Source organism: Mesorhizobium sp. B3-1-6 (assembly GCF_006439555.1).
In the GTDB taxonomy this organism is placed as follows: domain Bacteria; phylum Pseudomonadota; class Alphaproteobacteria; order Rhizobiales; family Rhizobiaceae; genus Mesorhizobium.
Map to the genome: position 1 here is coordinate 19900 of NZ_VFTM01000046.1, position 16597 is coordinate 36496.

A 16597-nucleotide genomic window follows, 5' to 3' on the forward strand; every position below is an offset into this window, starting at 1 on the left:
AGTTGACCCCTGGGTAGGTTATGTTATTACATTGGTCAACAGAAAGTTATGTTATTTCATAACAGAAATGTGAACCGAATGCTCGATCTCAATCGCGTCGGCACGATCCCCGGCGGTCTGACCAAGAACCAGGCGCTCGTGCTGGAGATCATAGACAGGGCAGGTAAGCCGATCGGCGCCTACGAGATTTTGAGGGAACTTGGGCCTCGGGGGATCAAATCACCGGTGCAGGTTTACCGGGCGGTCAACAGTCTTATTCAATGCGGTATCGTCCACAAGGTCGAGAGCATGAACGCCTTTGTGCGCTGCACCGACGCGCACCCCCATCATGGACAAACAACGATCCTCGCGGTCTGCGACCGGTGTGGAACTGTTGTTGAACACCATGACGAGACAGTCGATCGCCGGCTTGTGGCCTGGGCCGAGCAAGAGGCCTTTCAGGTCGATACTGTCGCCATTGAACTCAAGGTGCGCTGCGCCAGCTGCAATGCCTCAGCTTCCTGAATCAGCAACCACAGGTCACGCCAACGCCATACCCGGCATCGCGAACCGGCCACCGATCCGACCTCAGTCGGATTCGAGGAGAAACGGGTGGATCGTCTCCCAGGTCTGGTCCGGAAACTCCTCGTAGAATGAGAGCTTGCCGCGCGGCAGCTCGACGGTCCGCACATTCGTCAGCGATGCCAGGCCCGTCATCTCCGCCTTGGACTTGCGTGGGGTTCCGCCGCCGTAGACGACGAGTATCTTCGTCAAGATTCGTCGCGCGCTTTCCAGGAAGGCATCGCGATCGGTGAACGGATCGAGTTCCCCGGCGACGAAGCGGAAGGAAGCGTAGCGGGCGCCAGGCGCGTCGGTGACGGTGCGTTTTTCGGCCATGCGCTCCGGCGTCAGCCAGGCCGGATCGGCATAGACATGGCCGCGCGCCATCATGCCGATGACAAGGCTGTTCACATTGAGCCGATAGAGAAAAGACCCGGCGAGAGGCAGGTCGACGGCCTTGGCCAGCCCGCGAAACAGCGCCATGCGCCTGCCGGTCATGGTTGGAAGCGGCCCACGCCAGGTCGGCGACAGCAGGCAAAGGCGACCGAAGCCACCCGGATTTTCGGCGGCCACTGCCAGCGCATAGCCCGCGCCATGACCGGCGGCGATGATCGCAGCAGGCTGAACGACACTCTGCGTCACGAAGCGCAGGAATGTACGATAAAGTTCCGGGCGCCAGGCAATCCTGGGGCGAGGCAAGGCGCCGAAGCCGGGCCAGTCGATGGCCGTCGTGGCAAAGGATGCGCCGAGCCGCTCCTGCAGCGGTCGCATTTCGGCGCGGGTCGAGATCGAGCTGAGCGCCGGCAAAAGGAGCAGGTTCTTGCCCGTTCCAAAACGGGTCAGGCCGACGGCAACCTTTTTGCCGTCCGCAATCCATTCAATTTGATCCTCGATCCAGTCCATGCCTTCAATGCTGTTTGACGCTGACCTTCGGGGATGAACTCTCCGCGTTTGCGTCGAGAAGCCGTTGCCCGATTTGCAGCGCGAGCGCGATGTCGGGCTCTGCGATCATTGCCACGGCCTTGCCGACGCGCAAGGAGCGTATCGGCCGCTCCAATATGCTGATGACTGTCTCCAGGTCAGGACAGCCGGATTCGCGGCAGCGAACCTCCGTCACGGTGATTGCGACATCTTCCTTCAGATCAAGCCGATCGCGTATCCATTGTTTGATCCTGTCGGCATGAGATGATGAAGGCCCCCGTCTGGGCGCAAAGGGATTGACGAATTTCACCAGCTTCGCGGCCTCTCGTGATAGGCGAAGGTCACGCCCGGCACCCCATGAACCCGCTCTCGATGATACCCTTCGGCAGATTGCGGCCGATGAAGACAAGACGACTGGTCCGTTCCTCATCAGCCTTCCACGGCCGCTGGTGATCGCCTTCCAGCAGCATATGGACGGCTTGCACCACAAAGCGGTCGTCGTCGTCCTTGAAAGCGAGAATGCCCTTCATGCGCAACATATCCATGCCGAACCGCTGCGTGACCGTCTGCAGCCACGGCAGGAATTTTTTCGGGTCGAGCGGTTCCCTGGTGACCAGGGCGAAGCTGGTCACATGGTCATCGTGCTCATGCTCGTGGAACTCGTCGAGGAAATCCGGTTCAACTTCGAGGATACGGTCGAGGTCGAACGAATTGCGGCCGAGAACCTTGTCGAGATCGACGTCGCAACGCTGTGTGCGGTGGATGGAAACAGTGGGGTTGATGCGCCGGATGCGGCTTTCGACCTCCTTCAGGTCTTCGGCCGAGACGAGGTCGGTCTTGTTGAGCAGCACAGTGTCGGCGAATGCCAACTGCTCCTGGGCTTCGTGCGCTTCGTCGATCTCGCCGAGCAGATGCTTGGCGTCGACCACAGTCACGATGGAATCGAGCCTGGTCTTGGAACGAACGTCCTCGTCGACGAAAAATGTCTGCGCGACCGGCGCCGGGTCGGCGAGGCCGGTCGTCTCCACCAGGATCGCGTCGAAACGGTCGCGACGGCGCATCAGGCTGTCGATGATGCGGATCAAATCGCCGCGCACCGTGCAGCAGATGCAGCCATTGTTCATCTCGAACACTTCTTCGTCGGCGTCGACGATAAGATCGTTGTCGATACCGACCTCGCCGAACTCGTTGACGATGACGGCAAACTTCTTGCCGTGATTTTCGGACAGGATACGGTTCAACAGCGTGGTTTTGCCCGCGCCGAGATAGCCGGTCAGCACGGTCACTGGAGTCTGGGTCTGCATGGCTGGAAACTCCGTTGAGGGGGCGGTTTTCATCTTGTTATCGGTTATAGTATAACGTATCAAGCACAAAGATGTGAGGGTTGAACGGGTGTCCTTCGGGACGCTTCCTCGTCATAGAGGGCGAGGAATCGTTCGATCCTGACAAGATGTGGGGCGGGGACCAGAGAGGGGAAATCTGGCAAATGGCAGTGCCTGTCGTGCCCGCAGCGGGCAAGTATCGTCGGGGGCATGATGGCAATTCCGGCGCGTTCCGGCATCGCGGTATCGATTTGAGCCATGGTCCCCTGGCGGGCATTCACTGGCAGGAACGAACCGTGCGGTTTGCGTTTCGAACCCATGCGCGGCTCGTGCTCGCGATCATGGTCGCGGCCATCGGCGCCACGGGTATGCTGCTTGGCACGTTGCGTGTTGCCGTGCGTCCTCCGGCCTTTGCCCAGGCAATCCCGGCAAAACCACAAAGGACAAGACAAGGATCGACACCAAAGGACGATCGGCTGCCACCGCCGCATGTCGCTGGAACGGATGCGATCGCCAATCTGGTGGAAGCCGGCCCCAATGGATCCGCCAACGAATTCACCTATCGCCATGTCGAGGTTTCGCTGGGCAATTCATCTGCTGACGATCAATCGGATGCGGCGGAACCGCTGCTTTTTCAGGAAGATGCTGTTGCGCGGCCGAGTCCCTTCGATGCGCTGCTCGCAAAGCCACGGGCCGACGCCTCATCAAACCGTGCTCCGAGTGCGGTCCCTCGGCCAATCCCGGGCAATTCCAAGATGATGGCGGCGCGAGGGACTCCTATCAATGTCAGCATGGCCGCGGAGCAGCCGGCGCCGCATATCGAACGGGTGGCGGCGATGCCGAAGTCCGATGTGGACGTTGCCGCTTTTTTAGCTGCCGCGGGTTTGAGCAATGCCGATGGCCATTTGCTGGCGGATGCGTTGAAGGAGCAGGCCATTGCCCCTTCCGACCGTGTCGACCTGATGCTTGAAACGCCGGCATCGAAAGCCGGAACCACGCAACTCGCGGCGGTCCGGGTCCTTCGGGATAATGGTGCGGAGGCGATTCTTGCGCGGGGCGACGCTGGAGGTTTTCAGCCGGTCGCCAACCACGACTTGTTTGACCGTCTCGCTGCCGAGGCGACCGAAGCAGGCTTCCACGCGGGAGGCGTGGACGGACTGGATGCGGATGGAAATGTCTCGCAACTGCGGGCGAAATATCCGCTTGTCATGCAGCGCCTTGAAAAGGAAAACGTGCCGCCCGCCGTGGCGAGCCAGATTATCGGGCTGGCGCGCAACTGCGGCCTCAAGCTCGATGGTGACTCGGCTGACGCCCACTCGATCGAGCTGATCTTCCGGACACGTGCTGATGGCAGCTCCGAACTTGTCTCGGCAAGATTCGACAGCGGAGATGGAGGCAAGACATTCTATCGCTATCGGCCGTCCGCAAACGAAGAGGCGGAATTCTTCGATGACCAGGGCCGGTCTGTTTCAAAGATGATGATGGCAAAGCCGGTCGCCAACGGAAGGCTTGGCGATGGTTTTGCCTGGCGGCTGCATCCCATTCTCAGGCGATGGCTGCATCATAACGGCGTCGACTACGCCGCCCCCTATGGCTCTCCGATCGTCGCCGCGGGGGACGGCAAGGTTGCCATCATCGGTTGGCAGCCCGGCTATGGCAAGTATGTGCGCCTGCAGCACGATGGCGGATATTTCACGACCTACGCCCACATTTCCCGAGTGCCCGCGACGCTTCAGGTTGGACAATATGTGAAGCAGGGGCAGGTGATCGCCTATATCGGCTCGACAGGCCTTTCGACTGGGCCGCACCTTTATTACGAATTGCGGATCGGCGGCCGCTACTACGATCCTACATCCGTGCGGCTGACGGCCGGCACTCGATTGACCGGGCAGAGGTTTGAAGCCTTGCGAAAGCAGATCGACCACGTGGGGAGAATTTCGCGATATTTGGAGCAGGCCATGACGGCGGTCCCGAAGGACCGTGGACACCTCAGTCACGTGAACTTCGATCACGCGAATGCTCTCGCGGCGCCAGCCCGAAGCTGATCGCCTCCGTCTCTCGGTAAGTTTTCGATTCCGAAGGCCAATCTGCCCGCCAGATTTGCTCCGGATCGAACTCCCAGAGGGGACCGGGACTTCAAGCGCCTCTTCGTTTCAGCTTCGGCACCCTTGCGCTCTCACGCTCCAGCGCCGACGATTGACGCTCCGCTTCGAGTTCAACGCCAAAAATAGCCGTTTTCTGGTTCGCTGAATCCATTGAGCGTAAAAGTCTTATCTTGATGATTCCATCGATGGCAATTTGCCGGTTTGGCAACATGGCAGGTTCGTGAGTGGCGCAGACACTTGAAGAGAAAGCGGAGCTGCCGTCCATCAGCAGCCAAATCCGGTTTGGCTACTTTGCATACGGCATGGTGGCGGCGGCAACAGCTCTGATGGCTGGGTCCACGACGGCGCAAGCGCATATCATTCAATCGGGGACGGGTGGATTTGGCAGCGGCTTCGAACATCCGCTGACCGGGCCTGATCATTTCCTGGCCATGTTTGCCGTGGGACTGTGGGGCGCCCAGATTGGTGGACGTTCGATCTGGACGCTGCCGGTTGCATTCCCGCTGATCATGGTCGTGGGCGGGATTGCCGGAATAGCAGGTGTCCCGCTGCCCGGCGTTGAGATTGGCATTGCGCTGTCGATCATCGCCCTGGGGCTGGCCATCGCTTGCGCCTGGCGGCCGGCGGAATGGGTTGCGTTGCTTATGATTGCCGTGTTCGCCATCTGCCACGGCCACGCCCACGGAGCGGAACTGCCAAATGCAGCCGACCCAGCCGACTATGCCATCGGCTTCGTCATCGCCACCGGCTTGATCCACCTGCTGGGTATCGGATTCGGACTTCTGCTGGGCAAGGCATTCGGCGGACGGTTGTCGCAGGGCCTGGGCGGATTGATCGCGGCGGGAGGCGTCTATTTCCTTGTCGCCTGAAACATATCCCAAGCGATCGGCGTGGCGATTCCTGCTTCGATGGTCAGGGCCTGTCGTGGCCATCGCCGGCGTTGCCATGATCGGCGTACTTGCGACCTCTTCGGAAAAGACGCAGACGTCGTGGTGGATCCTCAACAGCGCCCTTTCTCCTGAACGCGTCTTGCCGCTGGTCGGACTGGGCGTTGCAACCGCTCTGGTAAGCCTGAGGCTTGGAGTTCTCACACTCGTGGCATTGCTGCTGGGCGAGGTGGTCGGGACTCTGCTTTACGATCGATTCCTTGATGTGATGGCCGGCGTACGGGGAGCGACGACTCACGCTTTCCTTACCGCGCCATTTTCGATGCTGATAATCGGCATCGTTCTCGTCGTTTCCGGTCGTTTCCGAACTTGCACGATACCCGCCGCGGCGTTGCTCATCGGCGCGTTGTTGGCCGTCGTCACAAAGTTCACCGACCCTACGTTGAACGATCTCCGAATACCGCTCTCGGGGACGATCATCGCCCTTTGGATCGTTGTCGCCGTCGGTCTTATCGGACGGATTTTCCCGCCTGCGTGGTACACGATCGGCACACGCATTCTGGGCAGTTGGCTGGTCGCGATCGGGCTCCTCCTTGGAGGAACGGCGATCGCCACCAAGCCTCCAACAACCATGTCCCAACCATCGGGGGCTGCTCCCGCCGATGGATTGCCCACTGGGAAATACCGCTACGAGCCTCCTGTTCAGCAATTTACGCGTCCGCGCGATTCCTTGAAGCAGGGCGAACACAAGCTGATGCCGTGAACGGTATCCCGGCCAGAAAAACATCTTGGTTGCGTGGCTGCGGCGGGCCGGCTGCTCTGGTGTTCGACGCTTTCAGCCGTTCATCAGGGTGTCATTGCGCCGCCTTCAAGCGCCGGATGAGACCGGCGCCCAGATAGGCAGTGGCACCGAGCGATGTGATCCAGAAGCTCGTCGGCCAGTCTGTTTCGAACGCAAGCCACAAGCTGGTCCAGGCGATGGCGACCGCTAGCGCGATCGAGACAAGGATGCCCCGCAGCACACCGCGGGTCAGGCGCAGCGTCGTTGCCGCCGGGGCGACCATCAGCGCGAAGACGAGAAGCACGCCGACGATTTGGGTGGCTTCAGCCGTGGTCACGGCGACAATGATCATGAACAATGTCGAAACCAGATCGAGGTTCACGCCCTTGGCCTCCGCCAGCTCAGGCTGCAGGCTGGCGAAGAGCAAGGGTCTGGAAATGAAGGTCAAGCCGACCAGGATCGCCAGGGAAAGCACTGCAAGGATGACGACCGTCCGGAAACTGATGCCGAGCACGTTTCCAAACAGGACATTCGTCGCCTGGGACGCGAAAGCAGTGTAGAAATGCAGGAAAAGCAAGCCGAGACCGAGCGAAAGCGTCAGCACGATGCCGATCGCGACGTCGCGATGCGCTCTTTCGCCCAGAAGGCCGATGCCGATGCCGGCCAGCACGGTGAAGACAGTCAACCCGAAGAATGGCGACAGGCCGAGCAGACCGGCGCCCGTTGCGCCAGGAAATCCGACATGAGCCAGCGCATGTCCTGCGAAGGTCTGGCCTCGCAGCACGAGGAAATATCCTACCGCCCCGGTCACGATGGCAACGACCGTGCATGCGGCGAAGGCGTTGCGCATGAATTCGTAGTCAAACATCGTGAACATGCGCGGCGCCCTCCAGTTCAACGTCGTCGGCCATCACGAAGATGCGTCCGCCTACCCGCACCACGTTGATGTGCGTTCCATAAAGCTTCGACAGGACCGGACCGTTGATGACCTCGTCGACGCTCCCGATCGCGGCGTTGCCATTCCCGAGATAGAGGACGGCATCGACGGCGCGCAGCAAGGGGTTGATCTCGTGCGAGCAGAAGATGACGGCGATACCCAGCCGCTCGCCGACCTCATGGACGAGCTCGATGATGGTGCGCTGATGCGCGGCGTCCAGGCTGATCAGCGGCTCGTCGAGCAGCAGCAGCTTGGGGTCGCCGATCAGCGACTGGGCGATGAGGATTCGCTGCCGCTCGCCCCCCGACAGCTCCGCGAACGGCCTCCTGGCGATATCGGCCGCGCCGACCTCTTCAAGCGCTTTCCATGCCGCGTCCTTCTCGAGCGCCGATGCCGCCGGCCAGCGCCAACGATGGCCGCCCGCCGCCGTGACGACGAGATCGAAGCCGCTGATGCCGGCATGGGTCACGGTGCGGCGCGCCTGCGGCATATAGCCTATGGCGGGATTGCCGCGTGTCGGCGGCCGGCCAAGGACGGAAATCGTTCCGCTGGCCGGACGGAAAAGCCCCAGGACCGCGCGCAGCATCGTTGTCTTGCCCGCCCCATTGGCGCCAAGCAGCCCCACGAACGCACCCTGTGGAATGGAAAAGGAGACGTCGGTAAGAACCCGGCGTCCCCCATAGGTCAATGTGACCCTGTCGAAGGCGATGACATTCATTGTGTGCGAGCGGCCAAGGCCTTCTGCACGTCGCTGATCTGGCCGCCGAACCACGACTGGATCGTCTTGCCGGCGGGTTCCGTCTCGGTTACGCCTATGACGGTGACCTTGTTCTGCTTGGCAATGTCGAGGAGACGCGTCGTCGCTTCGTCCGTCACCTGCGAATTGTAGAAGAGGATCTTGGCCGATCCGTCCTTGAGGCTGTTCTCGAATGCCGCCACCTGCGTCGGGCTCGGCTCGGCATCGTTCATCACCGTGACCTGAAAATCGTAGTTCAGCATCTTGAGGCCGAGGGCATCGGCCATATAGCCGAACACCGGCTCCGTCGCGGTGACCTCGGTTCCGCCATAGGCCTTCTTGACGTCGTCGATCTGCTTGTTGATCGCATCCAACGACGACTGAAACTTCGCCAGGTTGGCCTGATAGTGCGCTGCATTGGCGGGGTCGAGCTTTGAAAGGTCGGCGGAGAGCTGTTTGGCGATCGCGGGCAGCGTCGCCGGATTGTACCACAAATGCGGGTTGTCGCCCGACTTCTTGCCGATCAGATCCGCGGCCACGATGGTCGTGCGCTGCGCGTTGGTGGAGGCCGATAGAAGTTTCTCCATCCACGGATCGTAATCCGCGCCGTTGTAGATGATGATCTTGGCGTCGGCGATCGTGCGCGCCGTCGAAGGGCTGGTCTCGAACAGATGCGGATCGTCGTCGGGATTGGCAAGGATGCTGGTCACCGCGACATTGCTGCCGCCGATCTGACGGGCGAGATCGCCATAGAAATTCTCGGCCGCGACGATGTTCACCTTATCCTCGGCGCGAGCACCGCCGCCTGACAGCAATGTCACGGCGAACAACAGCGCCGCCAAAAATGGAAAGGAACGCATGTCTTTCTCCCTTTGCAGAGCGAGGCAACCCCTGTCGCCGAAGCGATCACTGGGTAGGTTATGTTATTACGTCAGTCAACCAGAAAGCGATGTTATCACATAACGGAAATGTGAAATATGTGCGATCCGCTCTCGGCAGGTCCGACCTCCCGCGGCCTGACGATACCCAGGTACCGTAGGCCAATCGGTGCTCGCCGGCCGCCACGGTTTCGCCCGCGGCGCCCCATTTTTTGTTATCGTCCCGCTGGCCGAAGCCACGATAGCCAAGCCGAAATCACGTATGCTATAGCCCTGAAAGACAGGATCGGCTTGGCCAAATGACATTGTCGCGCAGACGATCGCCCGCACCAGTAGCGATCGCCGCTGCACTGGTTCTTTTCGTTCAGGCATTCGTAAGCGGTGCGGGAATCGGCGCGCAGGCCGCAGCCGGGCCGCGCGATGCTTTCGGCAACATCTTGTGCACCGCCGATGCGGGAACCACACACAGCGGATCGCATAGCGGCGGCTATGATTGCGACTGCTGCCTGTCCGGCTGCGATTTCGCAACGGCGATCATTCCCGAAGCGAACGGCGTCGAGCCGCTGTTGAACGCCTTCCTCATCACCTCCGACAGCAAGCGTTTTTCCGATGCATTGGTCCGGCGTTACGAGCTTCAGCCGCTCAGCTCACGCGGTCCCCCTGACTGGAAACCGGCGGAAGCAACCGTGGCGGTTGCAGGATCGCTTCTAGATCTCGACCAATCTCCAATTCAATTCGGGCCGGCCTAGTCCGCCCACCATAAGGAAATGAACCATGCGCAATATCGTTCTCGCAACCGCATTTGCAGCCCTCTCCTCCGTCGCGCTTTCGGACGCCGCGTATGCCCATGCCCATCTCGAAGCGGCGCAACCGCCGATCAACGGGACTGTCAAGGAAGCGCCTACGGAGCTCGACCTCAAGTTCAGCGAGGAGCTCAACCTGAAGTTCACCGGCGTGAAGGTCACCGGACCCGATAAGAAGGCGGTCAAGACCGACAATGACATGCTGATGGACGGCGATAAGACCTTCATGGTCAATCTACCCGCAGGCCTTGCTGCCGGTACCTACAAGGTCGAGTGGCATGCGCTATCGCAGGACGGCCACAAGACGCATGGCGACTACAAGTTCACCGTGAAGCCGTGATCGGCCAGAGGGGGCACGATTCGTGCCCCCTCGTTCGCTCCGCCCGATGATGGACCACCCTACGTCCGATCGCCCGGCCGCCCGATGACGCCGGACACCCTGCTCATGGCCTGCCGCTTCGTTCACGATGCGGCGCTGATGCTGCTATGGGGCGGCTTCGGCTATCTTGCAGCGCTTGTCCCGCGACGTCTGGCCGAGCCGGTGGCGGAGAGGTTGACGATCTTTCGCCTTGCGGCGGTCAGCCTGGCCTTGGTCACGACATGCGCGGCATTGCCGCTGCAGGCCGCGATGATCGGCGATGGCTGGTCGGATGCCGTCAACGGACAGGTGCTCGGCGACATCCTTGTCTCGACGAGCGTCGGCAAGGCGTGGCTTTGGCAACTGTCCGCTGCCGGCGCGCTGGCGATCGCGCAGAGCGCTTCCGCCCGCCTTGCGCCAATGGCGACGGCCGCGACGGCGGCCCTGGCCTTGGCCAGCCTCGCGCTCACTGGACACGCCGTCATGCAGGACGGCTGGCAAGGCGTTGTCCATCCGCTCAACGACATCCTGCACGTGCTTGCCGCTGGGGCATGGTTCGGCGCCCTGCTGCCGCTTGTGCTCGTGCTGGCCAGATTCGGCCGGCCGCCATTCCGGGCGGAGACCGCGACAGCGCTTCGCCGTTTCTCGACGGCCGGCCACTGGGCGGTCGCGCTGGCGATCCTCTCCGGCATCGGCAACAGCCTTTTCATCGTCGGCTGGCCGTTCGGCTGGAGTTCGACCTACCGGGCGTTGTTGACGGCGAAGATCGCTGTCGTGCTCGTCATGACTTCGGTAGCGATTCTCAACCGCTATCGGTTTGTGCCCCGCATCGGCCGCGACCGAGCCTCGGCCCTCGCGGCAATCCGGACGGGCACGCTGGTCGAGATCGGCCTCGGCCTTGCCGCCATCCTGCTCGTCGCGATCTTTGGCATGCTCGATCCGAACGGCGGGGAGTGATCCTACCTGATGGCGGAGCCCGATTGTTCCGCGATATGGGCTCGTCCGCAAAAGCGGGCGAGCCCGTTCGAGCGTCAGGCTCCCGCCGGCTGAAGACCAGCTTCCTTGAAGCGCTTCGGCACCAAGCAGTCGATGATGGCGAAGACGACGATCGCGATGCCAGTCAGCGGGAAGATGACTGAGACCGCGAGTGCGATGACGATGATCGCCACTGGCGCCCGGTAGTTCTTCGGATAAAGCGGCGCGCCGAGGCGCCCCGTGGGGCGACGCTTCCACCACATCACGACGCCGGACAACGCCATGGTGATGACGGAGAGGCAAAACAGCACGTTGAGCGCCGTGTTCCACCAGCCGAGATTGGCCTGGTGCAGGGCAATACCCACCGCCATCGCCTTGCCGGCCAGACCGTAGTCGGCGAAGCGCACGTCGGCGAGGATCTTGCCGGTGTAGCGGTCGATATGCACAGTGCGGTCGCCGAACGGGTTCTTGGTGTCGGCATCCATCGAGTCGGCCGAGATCGTGTACACGCCGCCGTCGTCCTGCGGCGCGTTGATGCGAAACTGCTCGGTGAATCCATTGGCACGGGCGTAGGCGGCGACCGTGTCGAGATTGACGGAACCCATCTGCAGCCCGGCGGAACCCGCCTGCGAACCCGACATCGGCATCGGCGTCTGCTCCAGCGCCCAGGGCACTTCCTTCATCGCGCCATGGTTCATCGAGGCATGGGTCTTGTCGGAGAGCGGAACATTGTCCCATTTTGCCGCCGGAAAGGTGCTCCAGGCCTGCATGATCTTGGTGCCCCAGATGCCGGTCCAGGAGAGACCGGAGAGCAGGAAGAAGAACAGCACGATCGAGAGGTAGAAGCCCAGGGAGACGTGGATTTCCTTCCAGAACGAGCGCCCCCGCGCGGAGAGATTCGGGAACAGCACCTTGCCGAGCGAACGTCCGTTGCGCGGCCACCACATATAGAGCCCGGTGAGGATCAGCACGATGCCGAGGCCGGCGGCGACCTCGATCAGACGATCGCCGACATCGCCTAGCAGCAGCGTGCCGTGGATGTTGTCGGCCCAGTAGAACCAGGTATCATCCTTGACGATTGTATCCAGCGCCTTGGCGTCATGCGGATCGATGGCGACGACATTGTCCTTGCCATTGCCGTCGACGATGAAGACGGTGGCGCGGTCGTCCTCCTTCGGCACCACCATCAGCTTCAGCGCGCCGCCGGGGATCGCCGCGACGGCCGCTTGCGACTGCGCCTCGTAGGAAGCGCGCTCGCCACCGGGCGCCACGTAGTGCTTGGCGCCGAGAAAGGTCTCGATCGAATTGCCGTAGACCATGATGAGGCCGGTGCAGGCGAGCACCAGCAGGAACGGGATGACATAGAGGCCGGCATAGAAATGCCAGCGCCAGATGGCGCGATAGAGCCTTGTGCTGACAGCCACGTCCGGCTGTGTCGCAAGCGTTGCGGTAGACATGATAACCTCTCCAGGAAGGCGGTCCGAGCGGCCGCCGTTGCAATGTTTTGAAGGGGGAACAGCCGCGTCCGGGACGCGGCCGTGCTATTTCAGTCGCGTCCGATGCCAGGCAGCACATGGTGGACCGGAACAGCCAGTTGGCCGAACAGCCATGCCACCACGAAGGCGTCAAAGACATCGAGGCCGTTGCGCTGCAGATCGAACAGCCGCGCGCCCGGTTCGGGAGACTGCCGGACAACCCAGGCGAACACGGCAAGGCCGGACGCCGCACACTGCACCCAGGGACTGGAGCTTGTGCACTGGCCCGGTCTCATGCCGAGCCGCCGATCAGCCGACGCAGCTTCTGCACCCGCATCGCCATCTCCTCACCGTAAGAGATCGTCCCGCTGAACTGCCCTTCGGCATCCATCAGGAACATTGTCGCGGTGTGGTCCATGGTGTAGTCGCCGTCGTCGGTCGGCACCTTCCTGTAGTAGATACGGTATTCCTTGCCGATGGCGGCGATCTCGGCCTCCGTTCCGGTAAGCCCGGTAATGTGCTTGTCGAAGGACTGCAGGTAGCGCGCCATGAATTCCGGCGTATCCCGCGTCGGATCGACGGAGACGAACAGCACCCTGAGCTTGTCGGCATCAGGGCCGAGGGTCTTGAGCGCCTCCGTCGTCTCCCACAGCGTCGTCGGGCAGACTTCCGGGCAGCGCGTGAAGCCGAAGACGATCGCGAACGGCTTGCCGCGCAGGTCGGCGTCCGAAAGCTTCTCCCCGGTCTGGGTGGTGAGCGTGAACGGCCCGCCGATCGGCGAGACGTTCCGCTGCACCAGCCTTGGCCAGACAAGCATTGCGGTTATCCCGACCAGCATAAGCGCCAGGCAGGCGAGCGCGATGATCGAGCCCAATCCCCTTGCGGGACGAGCACTATTCGCCGTGGTCGTCATGCTCGCCTCCCATGGCGTCGACGGCGTATTCGACCTCGACCGTGCCCGCCTTCTCGAAGGTCAGCGTGCCCTTGAAGGGCTGGCCCTGTTTGACCGGATGCTTCAGGTCCATGAACATGATGTGGAACGAGCCGGGCTTGAGCCTGACCTCACCGCCGGCCGGTATCTCCAACCCGTCGGCGAGTTGCTTCATGGTCATGACGCCCTGGGCGTCCACAGCCATTTCGTGGACTTGCGTCATGCCGGCTATGTCGCCGGTTGCCGAGACGAGGCGATCGGCCGTCGATCCATGGTTCTTCAGCGTGAAGTAGCCGGCGGCAACCGCCGCACCTTCAGGTGTGGCACGCGACCAGGGATGGACGATCTCGATATCGCCGGCCTTGAACTCATGTGCCCACAAGGAGTGGGTTGTTGCGAAAATCACTGCCAGCGTGAAAACGGCGATGCCTAGCCGTTCCTCGAACGAACGAAATCGGCCGAGCGGATGGGCAAACGAACGCGTGCGCGCGAAAGCGCGGAATGGATGGTGCATTTGGATTGCTCCCAAGGCGGTCCCACCGATTTGACGGCGGAATCCGAAGCCTTTGATCTTGAAGGGTGATGTCCCGCCTAGGCGGGTCGCCGATCAGACCAATATCGGGGGAGCGCGGGGATTGCCGGGCCGATAACCCTGCTCGTTGAGGTCTATCGTCTTGGGGTGGGTGAACGCCAGTCGCTCGGCGATGCGCAGACTTGGCGCGATCTGGCCGACATTCGTCGGCGCGGCCACGACTGGCCAGAACATACTGCAGGCAAAGGTGCAGCAGGAGGGGACTTTGGAGTGATCCGGCGAACTGTTGCCGCCCGAACCGTCATGACCCGGACCGTTGATGCAAAGCGGATTGCCGAAAGCATCCCGTTGCTGCCCAGCGCCAGCCGCGCCGAGCGCGAAGACGCCGACGACGGATTGGACGACAAGCACCAGCGCAAGCGCTAGCGCTCCAATCAGCCCTGCTTTCCTGGTGCGATAGCCCACAAACGGCCTCCAATGACCGATACCTATCATCACGCCCGAGTGATCAGAAATACTTTCCAAAGTGCGGCGATTTGTGCAAGCGGTTTTGCGGTACCACGTGGGCGATGAGGTTTGGACCCTGAGGGCAGGAGTTCGCCCGCCTATGAACGCAATTCTGGCGACGGCAAAGTCACTCAAGTCTTATTTCTCGGGATGATCGACTGACGCTATTTTGACTCGCGCCCTTTCGATGATATGGCGCCGCTTGGAACGAATTTCAGTCGTATCGACAGTTCGCTTGGTCAGCTTCGCCATGCTCGGGCACCTCCTTGAAAGATGCCGCGCGTAAGCAAAGCGTAAGCACGGCAGGGCGGGGTTTCGGCCGCCCTTGTCGTAGCCTCGGCGCCTATCGAATTCAAATTTGTTTTGTGATTTCAGTGGCATAGCGCACAATCGGATAGAAACGGATAGTTTCGGCGAAAGCCATTATCCATTCTCCGAAGGCAGCACCTAGCTCCCCTCACAGCGTCTCCCTTATCGCCGCCGCCAACCTCTCCACCCCGTCCCGCATCTGCGCCGCGTCACACGCCGCATAGCCCAGCACCAGCCCTTGGGTCGGCGCCGTGTCCTGGAAATATTTCGACAGCGGCGAGACGTTGATCGCTCTTCTTGCCGCGGCCTGGCTGACCTTGATGTCGTCTATGCCTGGCTTGAGGTAGCCCACCACCTGGATGCCGGCTTCGGCGGGGGAGAGGGTGATCTCGTCGCGGAGTCGTTCCGCAACAATGTCGCGGAAAAGCTGGCGGCGCTGGGCGTAGATGCGGCGCATGCGCTTCAGGTGCCGGCTCATATGGCCTTCGGTGATGAAATCGGCCAAGGCGGCCTGCAAGAGCAGCGGGGCGAACTGGCCGGTGGTGGAGAGCGCGTTGACGATGCGGCCGGCGAGCTCCACGGGAAGCACCATGAAGCCGAGGCGCAGTGCGGGGAACAGGAGCTTGGCGAAGGTGCCGACATAGATGACGCGGCCGGAGCGGTCCATGCTCTGGATCGCCGGCACGGGGCGGCCTTGAAAGCGGTATTCGCCGTCGAAATCGTCCTCGATCACCCAGGCGTTCGCGGTCTCGGCGATGTCGAGCAGGCGCAGCCGCTCCTCCATGCGCATGGTGATGCCAAGCGGATGCTGGCAGGCCGGCGTCACATAGATGAGGCGGGGCAACGGGTCCGGCGGGTCGAGATACCAGCCGCGCTCCTGGTCGACCGGGATGGGTAGGATTTTTGCGCCGGCCACGGTGAAGGCGGCCTTGGCGCCATAATAGCCGGGCTCCTCCATCCACACCGTGTCGTCGGGGTCGAGCAGCAGGCGGGCGAGAAGGTCGAAAGCTGCCTGCGCGCCGGTGGTGACGACGATCTGCTCGGGCCTGCAGCGCACGCCGCGCGCGGAGAAGAGGTAGCCGGCGATCGCCTCCTTCAGCGCCGGATGGCCGGTGACGTCATAGGTGCCGAACAGCGTCTCGCCGCCATGGCTGGCGCGGCGCGCGACCAGCCGGCCCCAGACGCCGAAGGGAAAGCTCTGCGCATCCGGCATGCCGGGGTGGAAAGCGACGTGACCCGGCCTGCCATGATGATAGGGCTGGCTGAGCAGCTGCTGGCCGCGCAGCGAGGGCTGGCGCAGCGGCACCGGCGGCTCCTCGCGCGGTGACTCGCGCGGGCCCTCGGGCAGGTCGACGATGACCGGGCGGGCGCCCTGGCGGTTGGCGAGATAGCCTTCGGTGACGAGCTGGTCGTAGGCGGCGACGATGGTGTTGCGGCCCAGGCCGAGCTCGGCGGCCAAAGCGCGGGTGGAGGGCAGCTCCGAGCCCGGCGGCAGCGCGCGGCTGCGGATGATGGCGGCGAGGCCGTGATAGAGCTGGCGTGAGAGATGCTCGGGGCTCGAGCGGTTCACGGCCAGCATGTCGAGGGGGAAGGCCTGGGG

19 protein-coding genes are annotated in these 16597 nt (G+C 62.2%); 7 read left to right on the plus strand and 12 right to left on the minus strand.

Annotated elements, in window-relative coordinates:
• Positions 1 to 78: 78 nt before the first annotated feature.
• A complete protein-coding gene (locus FJ414_RS28750; RefSeq protein WP_181181744.1) occupies positions 79 to 504 on the plus strand; it encodes a Fur family transcriptional regulator in 426 nt (141 codons plus the stop codon).
• 63 nt (positions 505 to 567) lie between these two features.
• On the opposite strand, the gene FJ414_RS28755 is transcribed toward FJ414_RS28750, so the two are convergent.
• The 3 genes from FJ414_RS28755 to FJ414_RS28765 are packed head-to-tail and all read right to left on the minus strand — an operon-like array spanning position 568 to position 2765.
• Positions 568 to 1443, minus strand: coding sequence for an alpha/beta hydrolase (locus FJ414_RS28755; protein WP_140647737.1), 876 nt, complete (start codon positions 1441 to 1443; stop codon positions 568 to 570).
• Positions 1444 to 1447: 4 nt separating this feature from the next.
• The gene (locus tag FJ414_RS28760) at positions 1448 to 1771 is read right to left on the minus strand and encodes a nitrate reductase (protein ID WP_181181745.1); all 324 of its coding nucleotides are present in this window, start codon (positions 1769 to 1771) and stop codon (positions 1448 to 1450) included.
• A 31-nt stretch (positions 1772 to 1802) separates the two neighbouring features.
• A complete protein-coding gene (locus FJ414_RS28765) occupies positions 1803 to 2765 on the minus strand; it encodes a GTP-binding protein (protein WP_140647738.1) in 963 nt (320 codons plus the stop codon).
• A gap of 182 nt (positions 2766 to 2947) precedes the next feature.
• Between FJ414_RS28765 and FJ414_RS28770 the strand changes: the two genes are divergently transcribed.
• The 3 genes from FJ414_RS28770 (at position 2948) to FJ414_RS28780 (ending at position 6538) form a co-directional block, all read left to right on the plus strand.
• Positions 2948 to 4828, plus strand: a complete 1881-nt coding sequence (locus FJ414_RS28770; RefSeq protein WP_181181746.1) for a M23 family metallopeptidase — start codon at positions 2948 to 2950, stop codon at positions 4826 to 4828.
• A 284-nt stretch (positions 4829 to 5112) separates the two neighbouring features.
• Positions 5113 to 5757 carry a HupE/UreJ family protein gene (locus FJ414_RS28775; RefSeq protein ID WP_246672522.1) on the plus strand — a complete coding sequence of 215 codons (645 nt, stop codon included), beginning with the start codon at positions 5113 to 5115 and terminating at the stop codon, positions 5755 to 5757.
• A 55-nt stretch (positions 5758 to 5812) separates the two neighbouring features.
• A complete protein-coding gene (locus FJ414_RS28780; RefSeq protein ID WP_140647740.1) occupies positions 5813 to 6538 on the plus strand; it encodes a hypothetical protein in 726 nt (241 codons plus the stop codon).
• 91 nt (positions 6539 to 6629) lie between these two features.
• On the opposite strand, the gene FJ414_RS28785 is transcribed toward FJ414_RS28780, so the two are convergent.
• Genes FJ414_RS28785 through FJ414_RS28795 form a run of 3 tightly spaced genes read right to left on the minus strand, consistent with a single transcriptional unit; the run spans position 6630 to position 9089 of the window.
• On the minus strand, positions 6630 to 7433 hold the full coding sequence (locus FJ414_RS28785) for a metal ABC transporter permease (RefSeq protein ID WP_210239685.1): 804 nt from the start codon (positions 7431 to 7433) through the stop codon (positions 6630 to 6632).
• Positions 7417 to 8211: an ABC transporter ATP-binding protein gene (locus FJ414_RS28790; protein WP_140647741.1), complete on the minus strand. Its 795-nt coding sequence runs from the start codon at positions 8209 to 8211 to the stop codon at positions 7417 to 7419. Before FJ414_RS28790 ends, FJ414_RS28785 begins: the two co-directional genes overlap by 17 nt.
• On the minus strand, positions 8208 to 9089 hold the full coding sequence (locus FJ414_RS28795; protein WP_140647742.1) for a zinc ABC transporter substrate-binding protein: 882 nt from the start codon (positions 9087 to 9089) through the stop codon (positions 8208 to 8210). The genes FJ414_RS28790 and FJ414_RS28795 overlap by 4 nt, the downstream gene beginning before the upstream one ends.
• 317 nt (positions 9090 to 9406) lie before the next feature.
• Between FJ414_RS28795 and FJ414_RS28800 the strand changes: the two genes are divergently transcribed.
• The 3 genes from FJ414_RS28800 (at position 9407) to copD (ending at position 11225) form a co-directional block, all read left to right on the plus strand.
• On the plus strand, positions 9407 to 9856 hold the full coding sequence (locus FJ414_RS28800; RefSeq protein ID WP_140647743.1) for a hypothetical protein: 450 nt from the start codon (positions 9407 to 9409) through the stop codon (positions 9854 to 9856).
• A 25-nt stretch (positions 9857 to 9881) separates the two neighbouring features.
• Positions 9882 to 10250, plus strand: a complete 369-nt coding sequence (copC, locus tag FJ414_RS28805) for a copper homeostasis periplasmic binding protein CopC (RefSeq protein ID WP_140647744.1) — start codon at positions 9882 to 9884, stop codon at positions 10248 to 10250.
• An 84-nt stretch (positions 10251 to 10334) separates the two neighbouring features.
• Complete coding sequence (gene copD / locus FJ414_RS28810; RefSeq protein WP_140647745.1) at positions 10335 to 11225, plus strand: copper homeostasis membrane protein CopD; 891 nt, start codon at positions 10335 to 10337, stop codon at positions 11223 to 11225.
• A gap of 74 nt (positions 11226 to 11299) precedes the next feature.
• Here copD and FJ414_RS28815 read toward each other — a convergent pair whose 3' ends face one another.
• The 6 genes from FJ414_RS28815 to FJ414_RS28840 form a co-directional block, all read right to left on the minus strand.
• Entirely contained in the window at positions 11300 to 12700 is a 1401-nt protein-coding gene (locus FJ414_RS28815; RefSeq protein WP_140647746.1) for a PepSY domain-containing protein, read from the minus strand.
• Positions 12701 to 12789: 89 nt separating this feature from the next.
• Entirely contained in the window at positions 12790 to 13014 is a 225-nt protein-coding gene (locus FJ414_RS28820) for a hypothetical protein (RefSeq protein WP_140647747.1), read from the minus strand.
• Positions 13011 to 13631, minus strand: a complete 621-nt coding sequence (locus FJ414_RS28825; protein ID WP_140647748.1) for an SCO family protein — start codon at positions 13629 to 13631, stop codon at positions 13011 to 13013. Before FJ414_RS28825 ends, FJ414_RS28820 begins: the two co-directional genes overlap by 4 nt.
• Entirely contained in the window at positions 13612 to 14163 is a 552-nt protein-coding gene (locus tag FJ414_RS28830; protein WP_140647749.1) for a copper chaperone PCu(A)C, read from the minus strand. Before FJ414_RS28830 ends, FJ414_RS28825 begins: the two co-directional genes overlap by 20 nt.
• A 93-nt stretch (positions 14164 to 14256) precedes the next feature.
• The gene (locus tag FJ414_RS28835; RefSeq protein ID WP_140647750.1) at positions 14257 to 14646 is read right to left on the minus strand and encodes a hypothetical protein; all 390 of its coding nucleotides are present in this window, start codon (positions 14644 to 14646) and stop codon (positions 14257 to 14259) included.
• 499 nt (positions 14647 to 15145) lie between these two features.
• Positions 15146 to 16597, minus strand: a 1452-nt coding sequence (locus FJ414_RS28840) for a PLP-dependent aminotransferase family protein (RefSeq protein WP_140647751.1), incomplete at its 5' end; no start/stop codon positions are given.

What these genes read in the sequence shown, in the direction of transcription:
- FJ414_RS28750 (WP_181181744.1), top strand. Translation starts at nt 79, where the DNA reads ATGCTCGATCTCAATCGCGTCGGCACGATCCCCGGCGGTCTGACCAAG.
- FJ414_RS28755 (WP_140647737.1), bottom strand. Translation starts at nt 1,443, where the DNA reads ATGGACTGGATCGAGGATCAAATTGAATGGATTGCGGACGGCAAAAAG.
- FJ414_RS28765 (WP_140647738.1), bottom strand. Translation starts at nt 2,765, where the DNA reads ATGCAGACCCAGACTCCAGTGACCGTGCTGACCGGCTATCTCGGCGCG.
- FJ414_RS28770 (WP_181181746.1), top strand. Translation starts at nt 2,948, where the DNA reads ATGGCAGTGCCTGTCGTGCCCGCAGCGGGCAAGTATCGTCGGGGGCAT.
- FJ414_RS28785 (WP_210239685.1), bottom strand. Translation starts at nt 7,433, where the DNA reads ATGTTCACGATGTTTGACTACGAATTCATGCGCAACGCCTTCGCCGCA.
- FJ414_RS28790 (WP_140647741.1), bottom strand. Translation starts at nt 8,211, where the DNA reads ATGAATGTCATCGCCTTCGACAGGGTCACATTGACCTATGGGGGACGC.
- FJ414_RS28795 (WP_140647742.1), bottom strand. Translation starts at nt 9,089, where the DNA reads ATGCGTTCCTTTCCATTTTTGGCGGCGCTGTTGTTCGCCGTGACATTG.
- FJ414_RS28800 (WP_140647743.1), top strand. Translation starts at nt 9,407, where the DNA reads ATGACATTGTCGCGCAGACGATCGCCCGCACCAGTAGCGATCGCCGCT.
- copC (WP_140647744.1), top strand. Translation starts at nt 9,882, where the DNA reads ATGCGCAATATCGTTCTCGCAACCGCATTTGCAGCCCTCTCCTCCGTC.
- copD (WP_140647745.1), top strand. Translation starts at nt 10,335, where the DNA reads ATGACGCCGGACACCCTGCTCATGGCCTGCCGCTTCGTTCACGATGCG.
- FJ414_RS28815 (WP_140647746.1), bottom strand. Translation starts at nt 12,700, where the DNA reads ATGTCTACCGCAACGCTTGCGACACAGCCGGACGTGGCTGTCAGCACA.
- FJ414_RS28820 (WP_140647747.1), bottom strand. Translation starts at nt 13,014, where the DNA reads ATGAGACCGGGCCAGTGCACAAGCTCCAGTCCCTGGGTGCAGTGTGCG.
- FJ414_RS28825 (WP_140647748.1), bottom strand. Translation starts at nt 13,631, where the DNA reads ATGACGACCACGGCGAATAGTGCTCGTCCCGCAAGGGGATTGGGCTCG.
- FJ414_RS28830 (WP_140647749.1), bottom strand. Translation starts at nt 14,163, where the DNA reads ATGCACCATCCATTCCGCGCTTTCGCGCGCACGCGTTCGTTTGCCCAT.